17 protein-coding genes and 1 pseudogene are annotated in these 18,151 nt (G+C 50.2%); 3 read left to right on the forward strand and 15 right to left on the reverse strand.

Going from position 1 to position 18,151, the window contains the following annotated elements; genetic code table 11:
* The 3 genes and pseudogenes from Q1M25_RS02505 to Q1M25_RS02515 all read left to right on the forward strand — a co-directional run.
* Nucleotides 1–479, forward strand: a pseudogene (locus Q1M25_RS02505) (beta-ketoacyl-[acyl-carrier-protein] synthase II); the annotation flags it as partial.
* A gap of 173 nt (nucleotides 480–652) precedes the next feature.
* Nucleotides 653–2,875: an NADP-dependent isocitrate dehydrogenase gene (locus Q1M25_RS02510; protein ID WP_300481425.1), complete on the forward strand. Its 2,223-nt coding sequence runs from the start codon at nucleotides 653–655 to the stop codon at nucleotides 2,873–2,875.
* Between the two features lie 58 nt (nucleotides 2,876–2,933).
* Nucleotides 2,934–3,527 carry an outer membrane lipoprotein carrier protein LolA gene (locus Q1M25_RS02515; RefSeq protein ID WP_300481427.1) on the forward strand — a complete coding sequence of 198 codons (594 nt, stop codon included), beginning with the start codon at nucleotides 2,934–2,936 and terminating at the stop codon, nucleotides 3,525–3,527.
* A 55-nt stretch (nucleotides 3,528–3,582) separates the two neighbouring features.
* On the opposite strand, the gene ylqF is transcribed toward Q1M25_RS02515, so the two are convergent.
* The 15 genes from ylqF to Q1M25_RS02590 form a co-directional block, all read right to left on the reverse strand.
* A complete protein-coding gene (gene ylqF / locus Q1M25_RS02520; protein ID WP_300481430.1) occupies nucleotides 3,583–4,524 on the reverse strand; it encodes a ribosome biogenesis GTPase YlqF in 942 nt (313 codons plus the stop codon).
* A gap of 93 nt (nucleotides 4,525–4,617) precedes the next feature.
* The gene (locus tag Q1M25_RS02525; protein WP_003684875.1) at nucleotides 4,618–4,854 is read right to left on the reverse strand and encodes a lipoprotein; all 237 of its coding nucleotides are present in this window, start codon (nucleotides 4,852–4,854) and stop codon (nucleotides 4,618–4,620) included.
* Between the two features lie 34 nt (nucleotides 4,855–4,888).
* The gene (gene rapZ, locus Q1M25_RS02530; protein ID WP_300481434.1) at nucleotides 4,889–5,743 is read right to left on the reverse strand and encodes an RNase adapter RapZ; all 855 of its coding nucleotides are present in this window, start codon (nucleotides 5,741–5,743) and stop codon (nucleotides 4,889–4,891) included.
* Nucleotides 5,724–6,686: an HPr(Ser) kinase/phosphatase gene (hprK, locus tag Q1M25_RS02535; RefSeq protein WP_004520066.1), complete on the reverse strand. Its 963-nt coding sequence runs from the start codon at nucleotides 6,684–6,686 to the stop codon at nucleotides 5,724–5,726. The genes rapZ and hprK overlap by 20 nt, the downstream gene beginning before the upstream one ends.
* A gap of 3 nt (nucleotides 6,687–6,689) precedes the next feature.
* A complete protein-coding gene (gene ptsN / locus Q1M25_RS02540; protein ID WP_049344012.1) occupies nucleotides 6,690–7,139 on the reverse strand; it encodes a PTS IIA-like nitrogen regulatory protein PtsN in 450 nt (149 codons plus the stop codon).
* A gap of 270 nt (nucleotides 7,140–7,409) precedes the next feature.
* A complete protein-coding gene (ubiA, locus tag Q1M25_RS02545; RefSeq protein WP_049344014.1) occupies nucleotides 7,410–8,330 on the reverse strand; it encodes a 4-hydroxybenzoate octaprenyltransferase in 921 nt (306 codons plus the stop codon).
* A 173-nt stretch (nucleotides 8,331–8,503) separates the two neighbouring features.
* Nucleotides 8,504–8,998: a chorismate--pyruvate lyase gene (locus tag Q1M25_RS02550; protein WP_150537860.1), complete on the reverse strand. Its 495-nt coding sequence runs from the start codon at nucleotides 8,996–8,998 to the stop codon at nucleotides 8,504–8,506.
* Entirely contained in the window at nucleotides 8,988–9,644 is a 657-nt protein-coding gene (bioD, locus tag Q1M25_RS02555) for a dethiobiotin synthase (protein WP_300481443.1), read from the reverse strand. The genes Q1M25_RS02550 and bioD overlap by 11 nt, the downstream gene beginning before the upstream one ends.
* Entirely contained in the window at nucleotides 9,641–10,930 is a 1,290-nt protein-coding gene (bioA, locus tag Q1M25_RS02560) for an adenosylmethionine--8-amino-7-oxononanoate transaminase (RefSeq protein ID WP_300481445.1), read from the reverse strand. The genes bioD and bioA overlap by 4 nt, the downstream gene beginning before the upstream one ends.
* Before the next feature lie 52 nt (nucleotides 10,931–10,982).
* Nucleotides 10,983–11,888, reverse strand: coding sequence for a DMT family transporter (locus Q1M25_RS02565; RefSeq protein WP_300481447.1), 906 nt, complete (start codon nucleotides 11,886–11,888; stop codon nucleotides 10,983–10,985).
* Nucleotides 11,889–12,082: 194 nt separating this feature from the next.
* A complete protein-coding gene (trpB, locus tag Q1M25_RS02570; RefSeq protein ID WP_300481450.1) occupies nucleotides 12,083–13,285 on the reverse strand; it encodes a tryptophan synthase subunit beta in 1,203 nt (400 codons plus the stop codon).
* 111 nt (nucleotides 13,286–13,396) lie between these two features.
* Complete coding sequence (locus Q1M25_RS02575) at nucleotides 13,397–13,807, reverse strand: hypothetical protein (protein ID WP_300481452.1); 411 nt, start codon at nucleotides 13,805–13,807, stop codon at nucleotides 13,397–13,399.
* A gap of 4 nt (nucleotides 13,808–13,811) precedes the next feature.
* On the reverse strand, nucleotides 13,812–14,414 hold the full coding sequence (locus Q1M25_RS02580; RefSeq protein ID WP_300481455.1) for a DNA glycosylase: 603 nt from the start codon (nucleotides 14,412–14,414) through the stop codon (nucleotides 13,812–13,814).
* Nucleotides 14,415–14,450: 36 nt separating this feature from the next.
* Nucleotides 14,451–15,071: a phosphoribosylanthranilate isomerase gene (locus tag Q1M25_RS02585; RefSeq protein WP_300481458.1), complete on the reverse strand. Its 621-nt coding sequence runs from the start codon at nucleotides 15,069–15,071 to the stop codon at nucleotides 14,451–14,453.
* 102 nt (nucleotides 15,072–15,173) lie between these two features.
* The coding region (locus Q1M25_RS02590; RefSeq protein ID WP_300481461.1) for an Mbeg1-like protein at nucleotides 15,174–18,151 on the reverse strand (2,978 nt) is incomplete at its 5' end.

An 18,151-nucleotide genomic window follows, 5' to 3' on the forward strand; every position in this document is an offset into this window, starting at 1 on the left:
TGCAGTTGCTGGGCTACGGCGCAAGCAGCGATGCCTACCATATGTCTTCGCCCCGCCCTGATGGTTTGGGCGCAGCCCAATCTTTTCAGGCCGCATTGGATAAAGCCGGTTTGAAAGCGGAAGACATCGGCTGGATCAATCTGCACGGCACCGGCACGCAACACAACGACAGCATGGAAAGCCGAGCCGTTGCCGAAGTATTTGGCAGCCACACCCTTTGCACCTCAACAAAACCGTCCACCGGTCATACCTTGGGTGCAGCCGGTGCGATAGAAGCCGCATTTACTTGGTTGATGGCCAACCGCCAATACAATCCGGAAGGCAAACTGCCGCCGCAACAATGGGACAACGTACCCGATTCCGAGCTGCCCAACATCGCTTTGACCGACGAAAACAGCCGCTGGCCGTCTGAAAAACGCATTGCCGCCAGTTCGTCATTTGCCTTCGGCGGCAGCAATGCCGTTTTGATTATCGGATAAGTCCTTAATATTTAGGCCGTCTTTTCAGACGGCCTTTTTCTTTTCCGCAACTTAAAAAACAATAACATCAAAACAACAACCAAATCCGCCGAAATATGCCATAATAGGCTTAGCACATTTCTTCTCGCGATGTGCCCGAAAAGAAAAACTTAACCTACATAGAGAATAATCCCATGACTAAATCCACCATTATCTATACCTACACCGACGAAGCTCCTGCATTGGCCACTCAATCCCTGTTGCCAATCGTGCAGGCGTTTACCCGCCACGCCGATATTGATGTCAAAACCAGCGACATTTCTCTCTCCGGCCGTATTTTGGCGGCGTTTCCCGAATACCTGACCGAAGCGCAACGCGTACCTGATGCGCTTGCCGAATTGGGCAAACTGGTGAAACAACCCGATGCAAACGTAATCAAACTGCCGAACATCAGCGCATCCGTACCGCAACTGACCGCCGCGATTAAAGAATTGCAGTCTAAAGGCTTTGCCGTTCCCGACTATCCTGCCGACCCTCAAACCGATGAAGAAAAAGCCGTACGCGAACGCTACGACCGCATCAAAGGCAGCGCGGTCAACCCTGTCCTGCGTGAAGGCAACTCCGACCGTCGCGCGCCTAAAGCAGTGAAAAACTTTGCGAAAAAACATCCGCACAGCATGGGCGCATGGACCAAAGATTCCAAAACCCACGTTGCCACTATGCAAAGCGGCGACTTTTTCCATAACGAACAATCCGTTACCGTACCTGAAGCGACTTCCGTATCCATCGTATTCACCGACAAACAAGGCAACAAAAAAGAGCTGCGCGAGCCTGTTGCCCTGAAAGCCGGCGAAATTATCGACGCGACCGTGATGAGCAAAAAAGCCCTGCTCGCCTTCCTTGCCGAACAAGTGAAAGACGCAAAAGCTAAAGGCGTATTGTTCTCGCTACACATGAAAGCCACCATGATGAAAGTGTCCGACCCGATTATCTTCGGACACGCCGTCAAAGTGTTCTTCGCTCCTGTCTTTGAAAAATTCGGCGACAAACTGGCTGCCGCAGGCGTCAACGTCAACAACGGCTTCGGCAACCTGCTTGCCAATCTGGACAAGCTGGATGCAGACACCCGCGCTGCCGTTGAAGCTGAAATCGCCGCCGTTTACGCCACCAACCCTGATTTGGCCATGGTTGATTCCGACAAAGGCATTACCAACCTGCACGTTCCTAGCGATGTCATCGTCGATGCTTCTATGCCTGCGATGATTCGTAACTCCGGCCGTATGTGGGATAAAGACGGCAAAGCGCAAGACACCAAAGCCGTGATTCCTGACAGCAGCTACGCAGGCGTTTATCAGGCAACCATCGACTTCTGCCGCGAACACGGTGCATTTGACCCGACAACCATGGGTACCGTTCCTAACGTCGGCCTGATGGCGCAAGCAGCCGAAGAATACGGTTCGCACAACAAAACTTTCGAAATCGAAGCCGACGGCCAAGTTCAAGTCATTGATGCAGCAGGCAATGTCCTGATGCAACACAACGTTGAAGCCGGCGACATCTGGCGTATGTGCCAAACTAAAGACGCTCCGGTTAAAGACTGGGTACAACTCGCCGTCAACCGCGCCCGTCTGAGCAACACGCCCGCCGTGTTCTGGCTTGACGAAAACCGTCCGCACGACAAGAGCCTGCTCGCCAAGGTTAAAGCCTACCTTGCCGAACTGGATACCGACGGCCTCGACATCCGCGTCCTCGCTCCTGAAGAAGCCGCTAAATTCAGCTTAGGCCGTCTGAAAAACGGCGAAGACACCATCTCCGTAACCGGCAACGTCCTGCGCGACTACCTGACCGACTTGTTCCCAATTTTGGAACTGGGTACCAGCGCGAAAATGCTGTCTATCGTTCCATTGATGAACGGCGGCGGTATGTTTGAAACCGGCGCGGGCGGTTCTGCACCGAAACACGTTCAACAATTCCTCGAAGAAAACCACTTGCGTTGGGACTCTTTGGGCGAATTCCTCGCACTCGCCGTATCGTTTGAACATCTGGCGCAAAAAACCGGCAACTCTAAAGCCCAAGTCCTCGCCGACACTTTGGATGCAGCCACCGAAAAACTGCTGTTGAACGACAAATCGCCTAAACGCAAAGCTGGCGAACTCGACAACCGCGGCAGCCATTTCTACCTCACCCTCTACTGGGCGCAAGAATTGGCAGCGCAAGACAAAGATGCCGAACTGAAAGCCACATTTGCTCCATTGGCAGCCGCTTTGACTGCCGACGAAGCCAAAATCGTTGAAGAACTCTCTGCCGTGCAAGGCAAAGCGGTCGACATCGGTGGCTACTACGCAGCCAATCCTGAAAAAGCTGCACAAGCGATGCGTCCAAGCGCAACCTTTAATCAGGCCTTGTCAGACTTATAATTAAAGCAATAAAAGGCCGTCTGAATTTTCAGACGGCCTCAAACCTTATGGAAGCACAATGAAAAAAACCATTCTTTCTCTTACTCTCCTCATCAGCGCTCCGGCTTTGTGGGCATTTTCCCCTGCAGAATTGACACAAACCCTGCAAAAACCGCAAAACGTGCAAGGCAATTTTGTCCAACAACGCCAGCTCAAATCCCTCAGCAAACCCATGACCACCAGCGGCAGCTTTACCCTTGTCCCACAAAAAGGCCTGCTCTGGAAAATGCAAAAACCATTTGAAACCACCCTGCGCGTGCGTTCAGACGGCATCATGCAATGGAACGGCAGCCAATGGGTTAACCCAAATGCCAGCAAACTCAACGGCCAAAGCCGCCAAATCAAACTCTTCCTCGACCTTTTAGGCGGCAATACCCAAGGCTTGGAAAAACAATTTGATTTGAAATTAAACGGCAACGAGAAAAAATGGACGTTGACCTTAACTCCGAAAACCGCCATTACCCGCCAAATCTTCAACCGTATCGAAATCAACGGCGATACGCTGGTGCGTAAAATCGAATTGGACGAAAAGCAAGGCGACAAAACCATCATGCAGTTCAACCAAATCCAAACCGATAAAGCCCTGGACAGCTTCAGCCGTACCGCCCTCTAAATTGTCTATTCCAACAAAAGGCCGTCTGAAAATAGATTTCAGACGGCCTTTTAGATTAATCGGCTGAAGGCTGCTGCCCTTTTCTTTCCGCCTTTCTGGCTTCGCGAATGGCTTTAAGTTCAGCCTCTTTCTGTCTAGCTTTTTTCAGCCAAGTTTCCCATTGGTTTGGCGTTTCCAGCGTGATTCTGCCGATTTTGCCTTCGCGGAAATCAGTCAGGATATTTTCAGCGGCCTTTTGGTAGTTGACCCGTCCGCCGCTCAAAACCGCACCGCGTTTCTTGGCAATCCACTCTAGCCAAGAAGTGTCGTCCCAATGGCTGCTTGGATCTTTGTCGGCTTGATAGCGATCTTGCAACAGGGCCAGATAATGGCGGCGGAGGTAATCCAAAAGCTCAAGTGCTACTTCTTCTTCGTCCAGCGCATTGCGTCCAACTGCACCGCCAGCTGCAAGGTTGTAGCCGCCTTCTTCGACAATAATTTTCGGCCACAACATACCCGGGGTATCGTAAAGCCAGAAATCGTCGGCAAGGAAAAGGCGCTGTTCGGCTTTGGTAATACCGGGTTCATTACCGGTTTTGGCAGATTTTTTGCCGATCATGCCGTTAATCAAGGTAGATTTACCGACGTTGGGAATGCCGCAAATCAGGACACGCAGCGGCTTCTCAATACCTTGGCGATGCGGAATCATAGCGCGGCAGGCTTGGGTAATTTTGCCGTGCGCGCCGGTTTCGGAAGAATCAAGCGCAATGGCGCGGGTATCTTGACGGCTGTTGTAGTGTTCGAGCCAAACTTTGGTGCGCTCGGGATCGGCAAGGTCTTGCTTGTTTAAGATTTTGAGTTTTGGCTTGCCTTTGGACAACTGGGCAAGCAAGGGGTTTTCGCTGGAAGCAGGCATACGCGCGTCCAGCATCTCAATCACCATATCAACGCTTTTAATGCGTTCGGCAATGGCTTTTTTTGCCTTGTTCATGTGGCCGGGAAACCATTGGATAGCCATGTCTTTTTATTCTTTCTATTCGTATCTGAGGCCGTCTGAAAAATCATTGTTTTTCAGACGGCCTCGGTATTTGGATAATCGGTTAATCAGGATTTAGAGATTGCCATGCTCGTAGCTGTAATAACCTGCTTCATCCATACATTGCTCAAACGTTTTGGATGTATTGCCACGTTTGGTTCCATTTTGAACTTGTGATTTGCAGGTATTGATTTGGCGGGAAACTTCGGCTTCGCTTGCACCGGTACGGTGCCAACGGTAAGCAGTGACAGGCTCTGTTGCACAGGCGGTCAAGATAAGCAGGGATAATGCGGTCAGACTGATTTTTTTCATGGTTTCTTCCTTTGAGGCCGTCTGAAACGGCAAGTTAGCGTCCTGCCAAGCTGTGAGCCTGACGGTGGCGGACAAGGAGTTCGTAACGGCCTTTGAGGCGCTCGGCCAGTTTTTCCACAACATAAACGGAGCGGTGCTGACCGCCTGTACAACCGATGGCAATCGTTACATAACTGCGGCTCTCTTGTTGCAGGCGCGGCAGCCAGCGGCTAATAAAATGGTCGATGTCATCAACCATTTCTTGAGCCAACGGCTGCTGGCCCAAATAATCTTGAATAGGCTTGTCCATGCCGGTAAAGGGACGTAATTCCGGATCGTAATACGGATTGGGCAGGCTGCGCATATCAAACATAAAGTCGGCATTATTGGGAGCACCGTATTTGAAACCAAAGGATTCAAGAATGACCAGCAAACCGACACGTTCAATATTGAGCCACTGTTGAACGGCGTAACGCAGCTGCTGAGCATTCATTTTGGACGTATCGATGCAATATGCGATGTCTCTAAGCGGGAAGAGCCACTCGCGTTCTTTTTGCAGGCTTTCCAACAAAGTCAGGTTTTGACCGGACAAAGGGTGTCCGCGACGAGTTTCTGAGAAGCGACGAACCAAAACGCCCTCTTCCGCCTCAACAAACAGGACTTCGACCTGATGTCCTTCGTCACGCAAAAATTGAATTTGTGCCTGCGCTTCTTGGATATTAATACGGGAACGGATATCAACGCTGACACCGAGTTTGGTTTCATCGGCCCGTTCGATGTGGAGTGAAACCAACGACGGAAGCATTTCCAAAGGAAGGTTATCGACACAGTAATAGCCCAAATCTTCAAGCTGCTTGAGGGCTACGGATTTTCCTGAGCCGGATAAGCCGCTAATCAGGACGATTTTCATGGTTTTGTTCGTTTTCTTTGAGTTGTGTTTGATGGCGTTCGAGGAATTCTTTGGTGCTGTCTTTACCGCGCAATTGAAGGATGTAATTGCGCACTGCAGCTTCAACCAATACTGCTAAGTTTCGACCGATTGCAACAGGCAGGGTAACGGAACGGATGCTGACGTTGAGGATAGACTCTGTTTCGGTACGGATGCTCAATCGATCGAGTTGTTTCATGTATCCGTCGTCGGCCGGAACCAAATTAATAATCAGCTGGAGGATTTTTTTCGGACGGATAGAGGTCTCGCCAAAAATATGGCGGATATTGAGTATGCCCAAGCCACGTACTTCGAGGAAATCACGCAGCATCGGCGGGCAACGGCCTTCCAACATTTCCGGGCCAGTACGGAAGAGCTCGACCGCATCATCGGCAATCAGGCTGTGGCCGCGCGAAATCAGCTCCAATGCCAATTCGCTCTTACCCAAGCCGGATTGTCCGGTAATGAGTACGCCCACTTCAAATACATCCAAAAATACGCCGTGCTTGATGGTGGAAGTTGCCAATGTCCGTTGCAGATAAATCCGCAAAACGTCCATCAGGTGCGGGCTTTCCTGTTTAGAAGTCAGTAAGGGGATACTGTTGGTATGGCAATAATCGCGCAATTTGGGCGAAACCGGCAAGCCGTTGGCGACGATAACCAAAGACATGGGGATGTCGAAAAGCTCTCCGAAATCGTAGTTGAGCTCGCCCGACTCCAAGCGGCGCAAATATTCGGCTTCAGCTACGCCGACAACTTGAATTTGGTTGGGATGGATAAAGTTTAAGTGGCCGACCAAGGCCAAGACGGGTTTATCGGCTTCGACACCGATACGGTTGTCCGCGCCAGAATTGCCGGCAGCCCAAGCAAGTTCGAGTTTGTGCTGATTGTCGGAAAACAGGCGGCGGACGGATATGCTGGGCATGAATTACTCTTCGGTCAGAAGTGTGCGTACTTCTTCGGCAGAAGTTGCGGCCATCAATGCTTCACGGACGGCTTTTTGAGAGAATCTGCCGGCCAGTTTGGACAAGACTTCCAAATGTTCGCCGGTAGCGTTTTCAGGCACAAGCAGGATGAAAATCAGGGAAACGGGTTTACCGTCAGGCGCATCAAAGGCAACCGGCTCTTTGGTGCGGATAAACGCACCGGTGGCTTTTTTCACGCATGCGTGACGACCGTGAGGAATCGCCACCCCCTGCCCCAAACCGGTCGAACCAAGCTTTTCACGGGCAAACAGGCAGTCGAACACGTTGGTATTCGGTAATTCTGCTTCATTCTCCAGCAGCTGTGCAGCCTCTTCAAACAGACGCTTTTTGCTGCTGACTTCCAAATCCAAAACGATATGGGACAAAGGTAAAATTTCGCCGATCAGGCTCATGTGTATCTCTTTTAAATGTCGCAAAACAATGGGATTGTACCGATTGTCGGTGCAAATCTCAATCCTGAAGGCGTAATTTACACTCGCCCTGCTAACATTTTCCATGTTGTTTTTGATATTTTTTAACGAGCTAAAAATAATCCAACTGTTTGCTTATATTGAATTTAAAGTAAAAATCCTATTACCGGGTAAACTATGATTCAAATGAAAAGGGGTATGTCCGGCATACCCCTTTTCCCTTTCTTTTCAGACGGCCTCAACCTAATTTTTTTAAAATAGTTTGGAAACCAAAAACAACCAGAAATAATGGCAGACCAATCCGCAAAACCACGCTAAGCCGATGCGGTTGTTGGCCAAAAACGTTTGGAAGCACAACTGGCGGTCGCGCGTACGGATGGCGGCATACTGCTGATACTGCCAATAAACGGTTATCGGCAATACCAGCCAATAAGGCCAAGTTGCGCCGATTTTAATACCTAATACCGCCATCAATACGGTAAACCAAAAATGGCAAAGCATAGAGGCGGTAATATCGTGATGGCCAAATGTAATTGCCGAAGTTTTGATGCCGATTTTCAAATCGTCTTCTTTATCCGCCATGGCATAAATCGTGTCGTAAGCCAGCGTCCATAAGGCATTGGCGGTAAACATCAGCCACGCTTCGGGAGGCACTCGGCCTTGCACGGCGGCAAAGGCCATGGGAATGCCGAACGAAAATGCCAGTCCCAAATAAAACTGCGGCAACGGGAAAAAGCGTTTGGTAAAGGGATATGTGACGGCCAGGAACAAGGCCGGAAGGCTCATCAGCCAAGTAAATCGGTTGAGCGGCACCAGACACAAGGCCGCCATCAGGCACAGCATGACGGTCAAAAGCAGCGCTTCGGTTTTGGAAACCAAACCTTTGGCAAACGGGCGGTTTTTGGTGCGCTCTACTGCGCCGTCAAAATTGCGGTCGGCAAAGTCATTCACGACGCAACCTGCGCTGCGCATTAAAAACGTGCCTGCGGTAAAAGCAATAAAAATATCCGCATCGGGAACGCCTTTAGACGCAATCCATAATGCCCAATAAGTCGGCCACAGCAAAAGTAGTGTGCCAATGGGTTTGTCGATGCGCATCAGTTTGGCGTATATCACCATCCGTCCGACAGCGTAACGCGGTAAAAATTGTAGAAAAAAGCGCCGTATGTTCATTGGTGTAATGTGTCGTTGTATATGTATTGATGCTGAATGAAAGGCATTTTAGAGCCTTAGCTCTTATTATAATTTATTGCCGTCTGAAATCAAACGAATCTTAACGATTTAATTTGTTGTATTATAACAAAATTATGACAAATATCGGCAATCGGTTTTCTTTTCAGACGGCCTTAGCGGTATAAATCTATTAATTTCAATAAGAAATATTCTGTTAATTCCAATATTTCGCCGTTCCAATCGAAATACGAACGGCGCGCGGTAATAGGCCGTCTGAAAGATGGATGGTCTAAATCTTCAAAACGAAGAAACTCAAAATCCGAACGTTTCAACGGCAATGTACCGTCAAACAGGCGCTCGCCCAAAGGCTGCGTTCCGCAATCCAATAATTCTGTCCATAGACGGCTATCCGGCCGGCACGCGCTTCTGGCTTGTATCACTGTTTCGCCGTCCAGTTTGAGCAAAACATCGCGCACAAAGATTTCGTCTCCGTTTTCTGCTCCCTTCGTCAAACCCAAATACACTGGCTCGACTGAAAAATCCTTACCGGAAGCGCGCAACGCAGCGGTTAGCGAAGAAACGGTCAGCAAATGTTCGGCCTTAGACGGCAAAAGACTTGAAGCTTCGGCATGTGAACAAAGCGTGCCACGCGGTATATCAAGCTCCATCTGACACCTCTGTCTTGGCCAATTCCTGCCATTTGGCTTCGGGAAACTCATCTTTCAGACGGCCTTTAAGGTATTCCAAGGTATCGCCGGCAACGGTCTCATCTTTGCTGTCGTGAATATGATTGAAAATCAGGCTGTGCAACTGGATGCCGTATTGTTTGAGCGCGGAGAAGCTGAGCAGGGTGTGGTTGATGCTGCCAAGCCGTCCGCTGGTAACGAGGATGACGGGATAGCCTTGCTGACGGATATAATCAATAGTTAACAGGTTTTCCGTCAACGGCACCATCAAACCGCCCGCGCCTTCGACCAACACGATTTCATATTGCGCCGCCAATTCTTGCGTGGCGGTACGGATTTTGTCCAAGTCCAAATCCCTGCCATCCAGACGGGCGGCAAGGTGGGGCGAGGCGGGATAGCTGAAGATTTCAGGCATAGTCAGACGCTGTTCATCGGCTTCCTGCATGGGTATGCCCATGATTTTGCGGTGGACGGCGATGTCTTCGGCGATGTTTTTGCAACCGGTTTGCACAGGCTTTTGCGTGATCACACTTTTGCCTTGTTGCAACAATTGTTTTGCCAACATACCGGTGGCGACGGTCTTGCCGATGTCCGTATCAATGCCGCTGACGAAGTAAACGCCTTTCATTTGCTGTATTCCTTCAAGATTTGTACGGTTTTATCGGCAAGTTCGGTCAAGAGGTCGTCTGAAATGATGTAAGGCGGCATGAGGTACACCAGCCTGCCGAATGGGCGCACCCAAATCCCTTGCGCCACGCAGTCCGCTTGAAAACGCGCCATATCCACGCCTTTTTCCAACTCAATCACCCCGATGGCACCCAAAACGCGCACGTCTTTCACGCCGCGAATGTCCCATGCAGCTTTCAGACGGCCTTTTAAGATACTTTCAATGCGGCGGATATTTGCCTGCCAATCCTGAGACAAAAGCAGCTTGACCGAGGCGCAGGCAACTGCACACGCCAGCGGGTTCGCCATAAATGTCGGCCCGTGCATAAACACGCCCGCTTCACCGCGCGAAATCGTTTCGATGACCTTTTGCGAAGTGATTGCCGCCGCCAGCGTCATATAGCCGCCGCTCAAGCCTTTGCCGATACACATAATGTCCGGTACGACCTCCGCATGTTCGCAGGCAAACATCTTGCCCGTACGCCCGAATCCGGTGGCGATTTCGTCAAAAATCAACACGATATCAAATTCGTCGCACAAATCGCGCAATCCGCGAAGATACTGCGGATGATAAAAATACATGCCGCCCGCGCCCTGCACGACCGGTTCCAAAATAAAGGCGGCAATGTCCGCATGATGCGCTTCAAACAAGGCGCGGACAGGCTGCAAATCCGCCTCGTCCCACTCATCGTCGAAACGGCTTTTCGGATTATCGACAAAATAACGCTGCGGCAGAGCGCTGCCGAAAATATGGTGCATCCCCGTTTCCGGATCGCAGACGGACATCGCGTTCCAAGTATCGCCATGATATCCGCGCCGCACCGTCGCGATATTCTGCTTCGCCGTCAAACCCCGCGCCTGCTGGTACTGCACCGCCATCTTCAGCGCAACTTCAACCGAAACCGAACCTGAATCCGCATAAAAAATACGGTCCAGCCCCTGCGGCAAAATCCCGACCAACAATTTGCCCAGTTCCACCGCCGGCCCATGCGTCAAACCGCCGAACATCACATGCGACATTTGCTTAATCTGCGCTTCAACCGCCTGATTCAAAACGGGATGATTGTAGCCGTGTATCGCACACCACCAAGACGACATCCCGTCAATCAGCCGCGTGCCGTCCACCAATTCAATATGCACGCCCTCCGCACGGCACACCGGATAAACAGGCAACGGATCGGTCATGGATGTATAGGGATGGAGCAGGTGGGCGCGGTCGAAATCGAGCAGGGAGGAATGTTCGGACATGTTTAAAACAATGGTTTGATCAGTTTCATTATTATATAACATATTTCCTATTTCAGACGGCACGTCTTCCGTACTGCATCAACGCCAATCCGCCCACTGCCGCCAAACAGCCGGCAACCAAGGAAATATGCAATGCCTCGCTCAAAAACCAAGCGGAACATAAAATGCCGAATACCGGCACCAAAGTGATGTACGCCGCCGCGCTGCCGGCACCCAAAGTCTTTACGCCTTCAAAATACCACGCATAGCTCAAAACCGTTGCGCCGATAGACAGGCCAATCAAAGCAAACCAGCCCCTGCCGTCCATTTCGGCAAGCATACCAAACGGCAGGCCGTCTGAAATCAGCGCAGGCGGCAGCAACATCATTGCACCCAGCCAAGCGGTGGCCACAGTGACCGTCAGCGCATCAATCCCCTGCAACACCGCCCTGCCTATCATCGTATAAGTAACCAAACAGCAAAGGCTGCAAAACACCAGCACTTCGCCCCACCCTATGCCTCCGCCCGACAAAAATGCCGCAATCTCGCCATGCGTGACCGCCCATACCGAGCCTGCCACTGCCAACAACATACCCGACACAATCTTGCCGTTGAGCTTCTCGCCAAATAGCAAAGCCGCAAAAAACATCGTCAATACAGGATTGAACGTGACCAACACCGTCGCCCTTGAAGCAGGAAGCCGCTGCAAACCCAGCATAGACAACACAGTAAAACCAAATACGCCGAATGCCGCCGCCAGTGCCAACCCAAGCCATTGTTTGCGCGACAAAACCGCCAAAGTACGCAACCGATACCGTGCAAACAGCCAACCCAAAAGCAAGATTGCCGCCGTTAAAAAGCGCAGCATACCGCCCGTTAAAGGCGGCAGCGCCTGTCCCAGCATCCGCCCCATCGGCCAAGATGCGCCCCAAAACGCTGCCATGCCCAATAGTTTTAGATGGATTGCCAAATGTTTCATGGTGATGGATAACTTGAATAATCGGTTTAGAAAGCACACAAGCTCGGTTTGGAAGGATAAATTTCCTTAGCCGCCGATACTTGATAGAGTTTGTGCGGATAAAATACTACGCTGAATCATTACGGAAACAAAGGCCGTCTGAAAGACTGATATCCAGCTTTTTCAGACGGCCTTTGCTGCTCAATCAATAAGGCTTACAACTCAATGCCTTTGAGTTTCGCCACGGTATTGATGTCTTTATCGCCGCGACCGGAGAGGTTGACCAAAATCACTTGGTCTTTGCTCATTTTCGGCGCGTTTTTCACCGCCCAAGCAACGGCATGGCTGGATTCCAGCGCAGGAATAATACCCTCGAAACGGCAGAGCAAGTCAAAGGCTTCGAGTGCTTCGTCATCTTTGGCAACGGTGTATTCCACGCGGTTGATGTCGTTCAAATGGCTGTGTTCCGGGCCGATGCCTGGGTAGTCCAAGCCTGCGGAAACGGAGTGCGTACCCAAGACTTGACCGTTTTCGTCCTGCATCAAATAGCTGCGGAAACCATGCAATACGCCGATAGGGGCTTTGCTGGTAATCGGTGCAGCGTGGTCAGGCGTATCTACACCCAAACCGCCGGCTTCTACGCCGACCAAACGCACGTTTTCTTCTTCGATATAAGGGTAGAACAAACCGATGGCGTTCGAGCCGCCACCCACGCAGGCAACGGCAACATCAGGTTGGCGGCCGATGGCTTCCAACATTTGTTCTTTGGCTTCATTGCCGATCACGCATTGGAAATCGCGTACCATTTCGGGATATGGCGCAGGACCTGCGGCAGTGCCGATGATGTAGAACGTGTCGTCCACGCGGGCGACCCATTCGCGCATGGCTTCGTTCATCGCGTCTTTCAAAGTACGGCTGCCGCTGTCAACGCTGACCACGTTCGCACCCAATAATTTCATGCGGAACACGTTGGGCATTTGACGTTGGATATCGTCCGCGCCCATGTACACGTCGCAAGTCATTCCGAAGCGTGCTGCAACGGTAGCAGAAGCCACGCCATGCTGACCCGCGCCGGTCTCAGCAATCACGCGTTTTTTACCCATGCGGCGGGCGAGCAATGCCTGACCGATGGTGTTGTTGACTTTGTGCGCGCCGGTGTGGTTCAAATCTTCACGCTTCAGCCAGATTTGCGCGCCGCCCAGATGCTCGGACAATCGCGCGGCATGGTAAACAGGGCTGGGACGGCCGACATAGTGTTTCAAATCATGGCGGAACTCTTCCCAAAATAAAGGATCTTCTTTCGCTGCTTTATAGGCTTCTGCCAATTCTTGCAAAGCCGGAATCAGGGTTTCGGAAACGTACAGGCCGCCGTGTTCGCCGAAAAAGCCGTTCTCGTCGGGAGCGTAATAATTTTTCATGGGATTTTTCCTTGTTCGTTTTATGGTTTCAGACGGCCTGATTCAGTACAAGGCCGTCTGAAAGTAAAATTGTCAGCAATTATAGCCGTTTTCCATTCATCTTGTCGGCAACTAATTGAATAATAATATCAGCAGACAAAATAGGAACAACAGCGTACAGCTCGATGTTGCAACCAATGCCGTACCCAACGGCGGCGCAATATGTTTTTCTTCGCTTTTGTTTCTCAAGCATATTTTTAATGCCAACATCCCCAGCCACAGTGCCAGCAACCAACAACCCAGAAAGTTAAGCACAAGCAAAGCAATAATCAACTCATTGGTATTTATAGTGCTTACGTTCAAAAATATCCAATTGAGGCCGTTAACAGACATAATGACTGCAGAAATTTGTATCACATACAAAAGCGTTCCGCCCAACAATACCCTGATGTGCCATTGTTTGGCCTTCAGCCACACTGAGACGACATTAACAAGCCACCACAAAGCCATAAACGCCATTAAAGAGATTTTATAACGGTCCATCGCTCTACTCCTGAAAAACAGTCAATCCAGCCATTTCAAAAAAAGCCCGATATGCCGCCGCTTTTTTCGCCAAACTCAAAGGATAGGCACGCGAAGTCGAAGGCAGGCGCGTCAGGGTCAACTCACGCCCTGCATAGGGGAACGGCACTGTTTCGCCGGTTTTCGGCATTTTCATGCCGCTGCCTTGAATCTCCAACAAAACTTCGGTTGCCTTGCCGCCGGTGGTGCAAAGATGGTGGCACTCGGGCATTTGCGCCAATACTGCCGCCAAATCGACAGTTTCTATCACTTTTAAAAACTTATCCGAAGCATTGCCATGTTCGCGTATTGCCTTCAACACGGTCGGACAGGATGCAATTCCCTTCTCACTCAAAAACGCTTTGATTTTATCGGCATCAAACGCCTTTTCGCCCTGCTTTTGAAAATGCGCCGCATCGCCGAAAAACACCAGCCCATATACACGCCACATATCGTTTTGAAAATTCGGATAATGAAACTGCATCGCGTGTTTCTCTTCTTTAGGCGGAAACGTCCCCATCATCATGACTGTTGCCTGCGGCGGCAACAAGGCTGCGAAGGGGTGGGATTCAACGATTGGCTCTTGCATATCTGTATTCCGGTTGCTTTGAATTCAAACAAAATTTCAGACGGCCTTTACTGCTTGAATAAACGCCGCCATTTTCTCCCTGCTCTTAACCCCGCCGGAGATTTCCACGCCGCCGGACACATCCACCGCCGCCGCGCCACTGATTTTTACCGCTTCGGCAACGTTTTCCGCAGTCAATCCGCCGGCAAGTATCCACGGCTTGCCGATATTGCCATGCAACATGGTCCAGTCGAAACTTTGTCCCGTACCGCCGTATTCGGTCGGATGATAGGCATCAAACAGCAAAGCGCGGGCATTCGGGAATTTGGCACAGGCCGTCTGAATATCGGCAGCGGACTGTACACGAACGGCCTTCAAATACGGGCGGTCAAACCGACGGCAAAAATCATCGTCTTCATCGCCGTGAAACTGAATCACATCTATCGGCACTTGACACAAAATCTCGCGGATGGTTTGCTCGTTTTCATTCACAAACAAGGCCACCACCGATACAAACGGCGGCAGGTTTTTCACAACCGCCTGCGCCTGCTCAATACTCACTGCCCGTTTACTCTTGGCGTAAAACACCAGCCCGATGGCATCTGCGCCCAATTCGGCTGCGGCCAGCGCGTCTTCAGGTTGGGTAATACCGCAAATTTTGGTGCGTATGGTGTTCATGGGGATTGCCTTTTTAAACAGATGGGACGGATATTATATAAGTTTAAGGCCATCTGAACATGAAATATCAGGTTCAGACGGCCTTAAACTTTAAAACAACCATCAGCCGATAATATTGGTGGCTGTCAACTGCGCAGCATCTTCATTGTAGAAACGTGCGAACTCTGTGCTGCTTTCAGCTCCTGCACCCCGATACGCCAAGGTTTTTTGGGCGCTATTGAACACAAGATACGAACGGTCGGGGCTGAATGTATCCACATCGCGGACAAACAAATCCGCCCAGCCGACCTGGCTTTCTTTCTCATTGAGCAACGGACGCATGGCGCTCAAATCCAACTTGTCTTTGACCGGATTGAAATCCAGCAAGTGATCCAGTTTGCCCTCGCGGACATCCCATGCAGTAAATGCCACCGTATCTCTACCCTCGCCGGTAACAATGGTATCGCTACCCAACCCGCCTACCAGATAATCATTGCCATCGCTGCCTTTTAATACATCGTCAGCCGCGCTGCCATGCAAGGCCGCTACGCCTTTGTGGTCTCCACTGATGCTGACAGACCAATCAAAGCCGTTTTTACCCAAGTCGATTTCCTTGCCGTTTGCCGCATACGCCATCTTATCGCCCTGCTGGTGCGCCATCATTTCCACGCCTTTGAGCGACAAGACGTTACCGGCTGCATCCTCTGTCTGAACCACAGCAAGCATGGGTCGGTCATCGGTATAAATGGCAGAGGTACCGGTTGCATATGGCGTTTCTTGGGCATCGTTGCTGCTGGTGCCAAATATGTTTTCAATGCCGTCTGAAAAACCGTCTTGGTCAGAATCCTTCAAATAAAGATTGTCGTAATGCTTGTCAATACGTTTACCTTGGGAGAAGTATTGTTCAAGTTTGGTATCAGACTCATAAAAGCTGGTCATATTGTGTTTGCCCCATACATCGCCGCTTTTGAAATCCAAAACCTTGGCTTTCGGATATCTGCCCAATCCTTTATGAACTTGGGACGCGGCCGCTCCAGCAGCTAAACCTAGAGCAGCGCCAGGTGGCCCAAATAACAAACCTCCCAAAAATGCACCAATACCCGCACCGGTTTTGCCTGAAAAACCATCTCCAACCCACTCGCCTTTGATTACATACGAATTGGTTTCATACAAATGGCGTGCCTGTGTCGTATCGGAGTCATCTGTAATCTGTGTTTTCGCCATTTTATCGGCCATATCCCGTGCTTGTTTTAAAGCTTCGGGCGAATCGCTGTCCACATTCAAAACAGCCGGATTGAACAGACTGCTGCGTTTGAAATCACTTGCCCAATCATTACGCTGTTGCATGGTATGTGCGGCAAAGTATTCTGCAAGATAGCCGCCCAACGAATGTCCGGTCGAATACACATTTTTGGCATGAAGCGTATCAATATAGCGGGCAATATCATTCAGATATTTGGTTTGAGCCGGCAAATTACCGGTCATAATGTTCAAATCAGCCAAAACATCTTTAATGCTGGTAGCCTGCGTACCTCTAAACGCTACCACGACATTTTCCCAACCGCCCTTCTTGTTCGAATTGCCGAAAATCGCATAATCCAAACCGCCTCCCGGACTACCTGCCTTAAGCAATGTCCATTTCCCAACCAATTCAGATACATTGGCCTGATTGCTAAAATATTTGTCGTTAATATTCTTAGCAATAGAAGCATATTGCGTATTCCACCAATAATTGCCTTTAAACACAGTATGCAAAGCAGACGGAGATTCATAAGCCAATGAAGAGAACATCCGCAAATCACGCTCGGAAACATTCCACTCCTGCGGATGGCGGTCGATAGCATCGACCAAACCGTCGCCATCACTGTCTTTGGTAAAGATAGAATGCTGCGCCTGTTTATAACTGGGTCGGACAATATCATTGGCTCTTTTTTGAGTAGCAATATTTTCCCAATACTGCAAAGAGGCCGTCTGAAGATGCTGCCCTTGTACGGCGGCATGTGTGACGGCATGACCATCTTTATAAAGCACACGCATGGTTACGCTATCTTCGCTGGCATCATGCTCGGGATATTTGAAGATTTCAGCAACATCCATTTCCTTATCCGTGAATTTATACTTAGATACAGATGAATAGGTCTTGTGTTGCTCTTTAAGAGTCAGCGTTTCGCCTGTTTCACGAATCGTAAATACCCAATCTTTAAGGGCAGGATTACTGACGCTTGGACGAGTAGTAAGACTGATATCCTTCCTACTCAAACCTTCAAAATGAATGCTGTTATGGCCCAAATTGTCTGAAATGACATCATGGCCGCTGCCGCGGCGGAATACATAAGTATCGTCTCCGCTACCGCCTTCAAGCGTGTCATTTCCTTCGCCGCCATCTAAATAATCATTACCGGCATCGCCGCGTAAAATATCGTTGCCGGTACCGCCGTAAAGTTTGTCGTCGCCATCGCCCGCCAACAGCAAGTCATAGCCTGCCTCTCCGCGAAGCACATCATTGCCGCGGCCTCCGATCAAACGGTTGTTGCCGCTGTTGCCGATTAAGACGTTGTCGGAATGGTTGCCGAAACCGAAATAATTGCCGCTGCCGGTCAAGGTCAGGTTTTCGACATGAGTCGGCAAACGGTAAGTCATACCTGTGTAGACCGTATCAATGCCGCCATTGGCTTCTTCGATAACGACATCGTTTTGACTGTCTACATAATATGTATCGTTGCCATTACCGCCGCGCATTACGTCTGCACCGATTCCGCCGTCTAAAACATCGTCGCCTTCGTTTCCTTCCAAATAATCGTTGCCATGATCGCCACGTAAAATATCGTTGCCGTCGCCACCATAAAGTTTGTCGTCATCATCGCCTGCCAACAGCAAGTCATTACCCGCCCCTCCGTAAAGTACATCATTACCACGGCCGGCACTCAAACGGTTGTTGCCGCTGTTGCCTATGAGGACGTTGTCGGAATTGTTGCCGAAACCAAAAATATTATCGTGGCCGGTCATCGTCAGGTTTTCAACATAATTCGGCAACGTATAAGTCGTATGGGTATAAACCGTATCCGTACCCTCGCCGTACCTTTCAACAATTTTGTCATTCC

This window comes from uncultured Neisseria sp. (genome assembly GCF_951230505.1).
Taxonomy (GTDB): domain Bacteria; phylum Pseudomonadota; class Gammaproteobacteria; order Burkholderiales; family Neisseriaceae; genus Neisseria.

What these genes read in the sequence shown, in the direction of transcription:
- Q1M25_RS02510 (WP_300481425.1), top strand. Translation starts at nt 653, where the DNA reads ATGACTAAATCCACCATTATCTATACCTACACCGACGAAGCTCCTGCA.
- Q1M25_RS02515 (WP_300481427.1), top strand. Translation starts at nt 2,934, where the DNA reads ATGAAAAAAACCATTCTTTCTCTTACTCTCCTCATCAGCGCTCCGGCT.
- ylqF (WP_300481430.1), bottom strand. Translation starts at nt 4,524, where the DNA reads ATGGCTATCCAATGGTTTCCCGGCCACATGAACAAGGCAAAAAAAGCC.
- Q1M25_RS02525 (WP_003684875.1), bottom strand. Translation starts at nt 4,854, where the DNA reads ATGAAAAAAATCAGTCTGACCGCATTATCCCTGCTTATCTTGACCGCC.
- rapZ (WP_300481434.1), bottom strand. Translation starts at nt 5,743, where the DNA reads ATGAAAATCGTCCTGATTAGCGGCTTATCCGGCTCAGGAAAATCCGTA.
- hprK (WP_004520066.1), bottom strand. Translation starts at nt 6,686, where the DNA reads ATGCCCAGCATATCCGTCCGCCGCCTGTTTTCCGACAATCAGCACAAA.
- ptsN (WP_049344012.1), bottom strand. Translation starts at nt 7,139, where the DNA reads ATGAGCCTGATCGGCGAAATTTTACCTTTGTCCCATATCGTTTTGGAT.
- ubiA (WP_049344014.1), bottom strand. Translation starts at nt 8,330, where the DNA reads ATGAACATACGGCGCTTTTTTCTACAATTTTTACCGCGTTACGCTGTC.
- Q1M25_RS02550 (WP_150537860.1), bottom strand. Translation starts at nt 8,998, where the DNA reads ATGGAGCTTGATATACCGCGTGGCACGCTTTGTTCACATGCCGAAGCT.
- bioD (WP_300481443.1), bottom strand. Translation starts at nt 9,644, where the DNA reads ATGAAAGGCGTTTACTTCGTCAGCGGCATTGATACGGACATCGGCAAG.
- bioA (WP_300481445.1), bottom strand. Translation starts at nt 10,930, where the DNA reads ATGTCCGAACATTCCTCCCTGCTCGATTTCGACCGCGCCCACCTGCTC.
- Q1M25_RS02565 (WP_300481447.1), bottom strand. Translation starts at nt 11,888, where the DNA reads ATGAAACATTTGGCAATCCATCTAAAACTATTGGGCATGGCAGCGTTT.
- trpB (WP_300481450.1), bottom strand. Translation starts at nt 13,285, where the DNA reads ATGAAAAATTATTACGCTCCCGACGAGAACGGCTTTTTCGGCGAACAC.
- Q1M25_RS02575 (WP_300481452.1), bottom strand. Translation starts at nt 13,807, where the DNA reads ATGGACCGTTATAAAATCTCTTTAATGGCGTTTATGGCTTTGTGGTGG.
- Q1M25_RS02580 (WP_300481455.1), bottom strand. Translation starts at nt 14,414, where the DNA reads ATGCAAGAGCCAATCGTTGAATCCCACCCCTTCGCAGCCTTGTTGCCG.
- Q1M25_RS02585 (WP_300481458.1), bottom strand. Translation starts at nt 15,071, where the DNA reads ATGAACACCATACGCACCAAAATTTGCGGTATTACCCAACCTGAAGAC.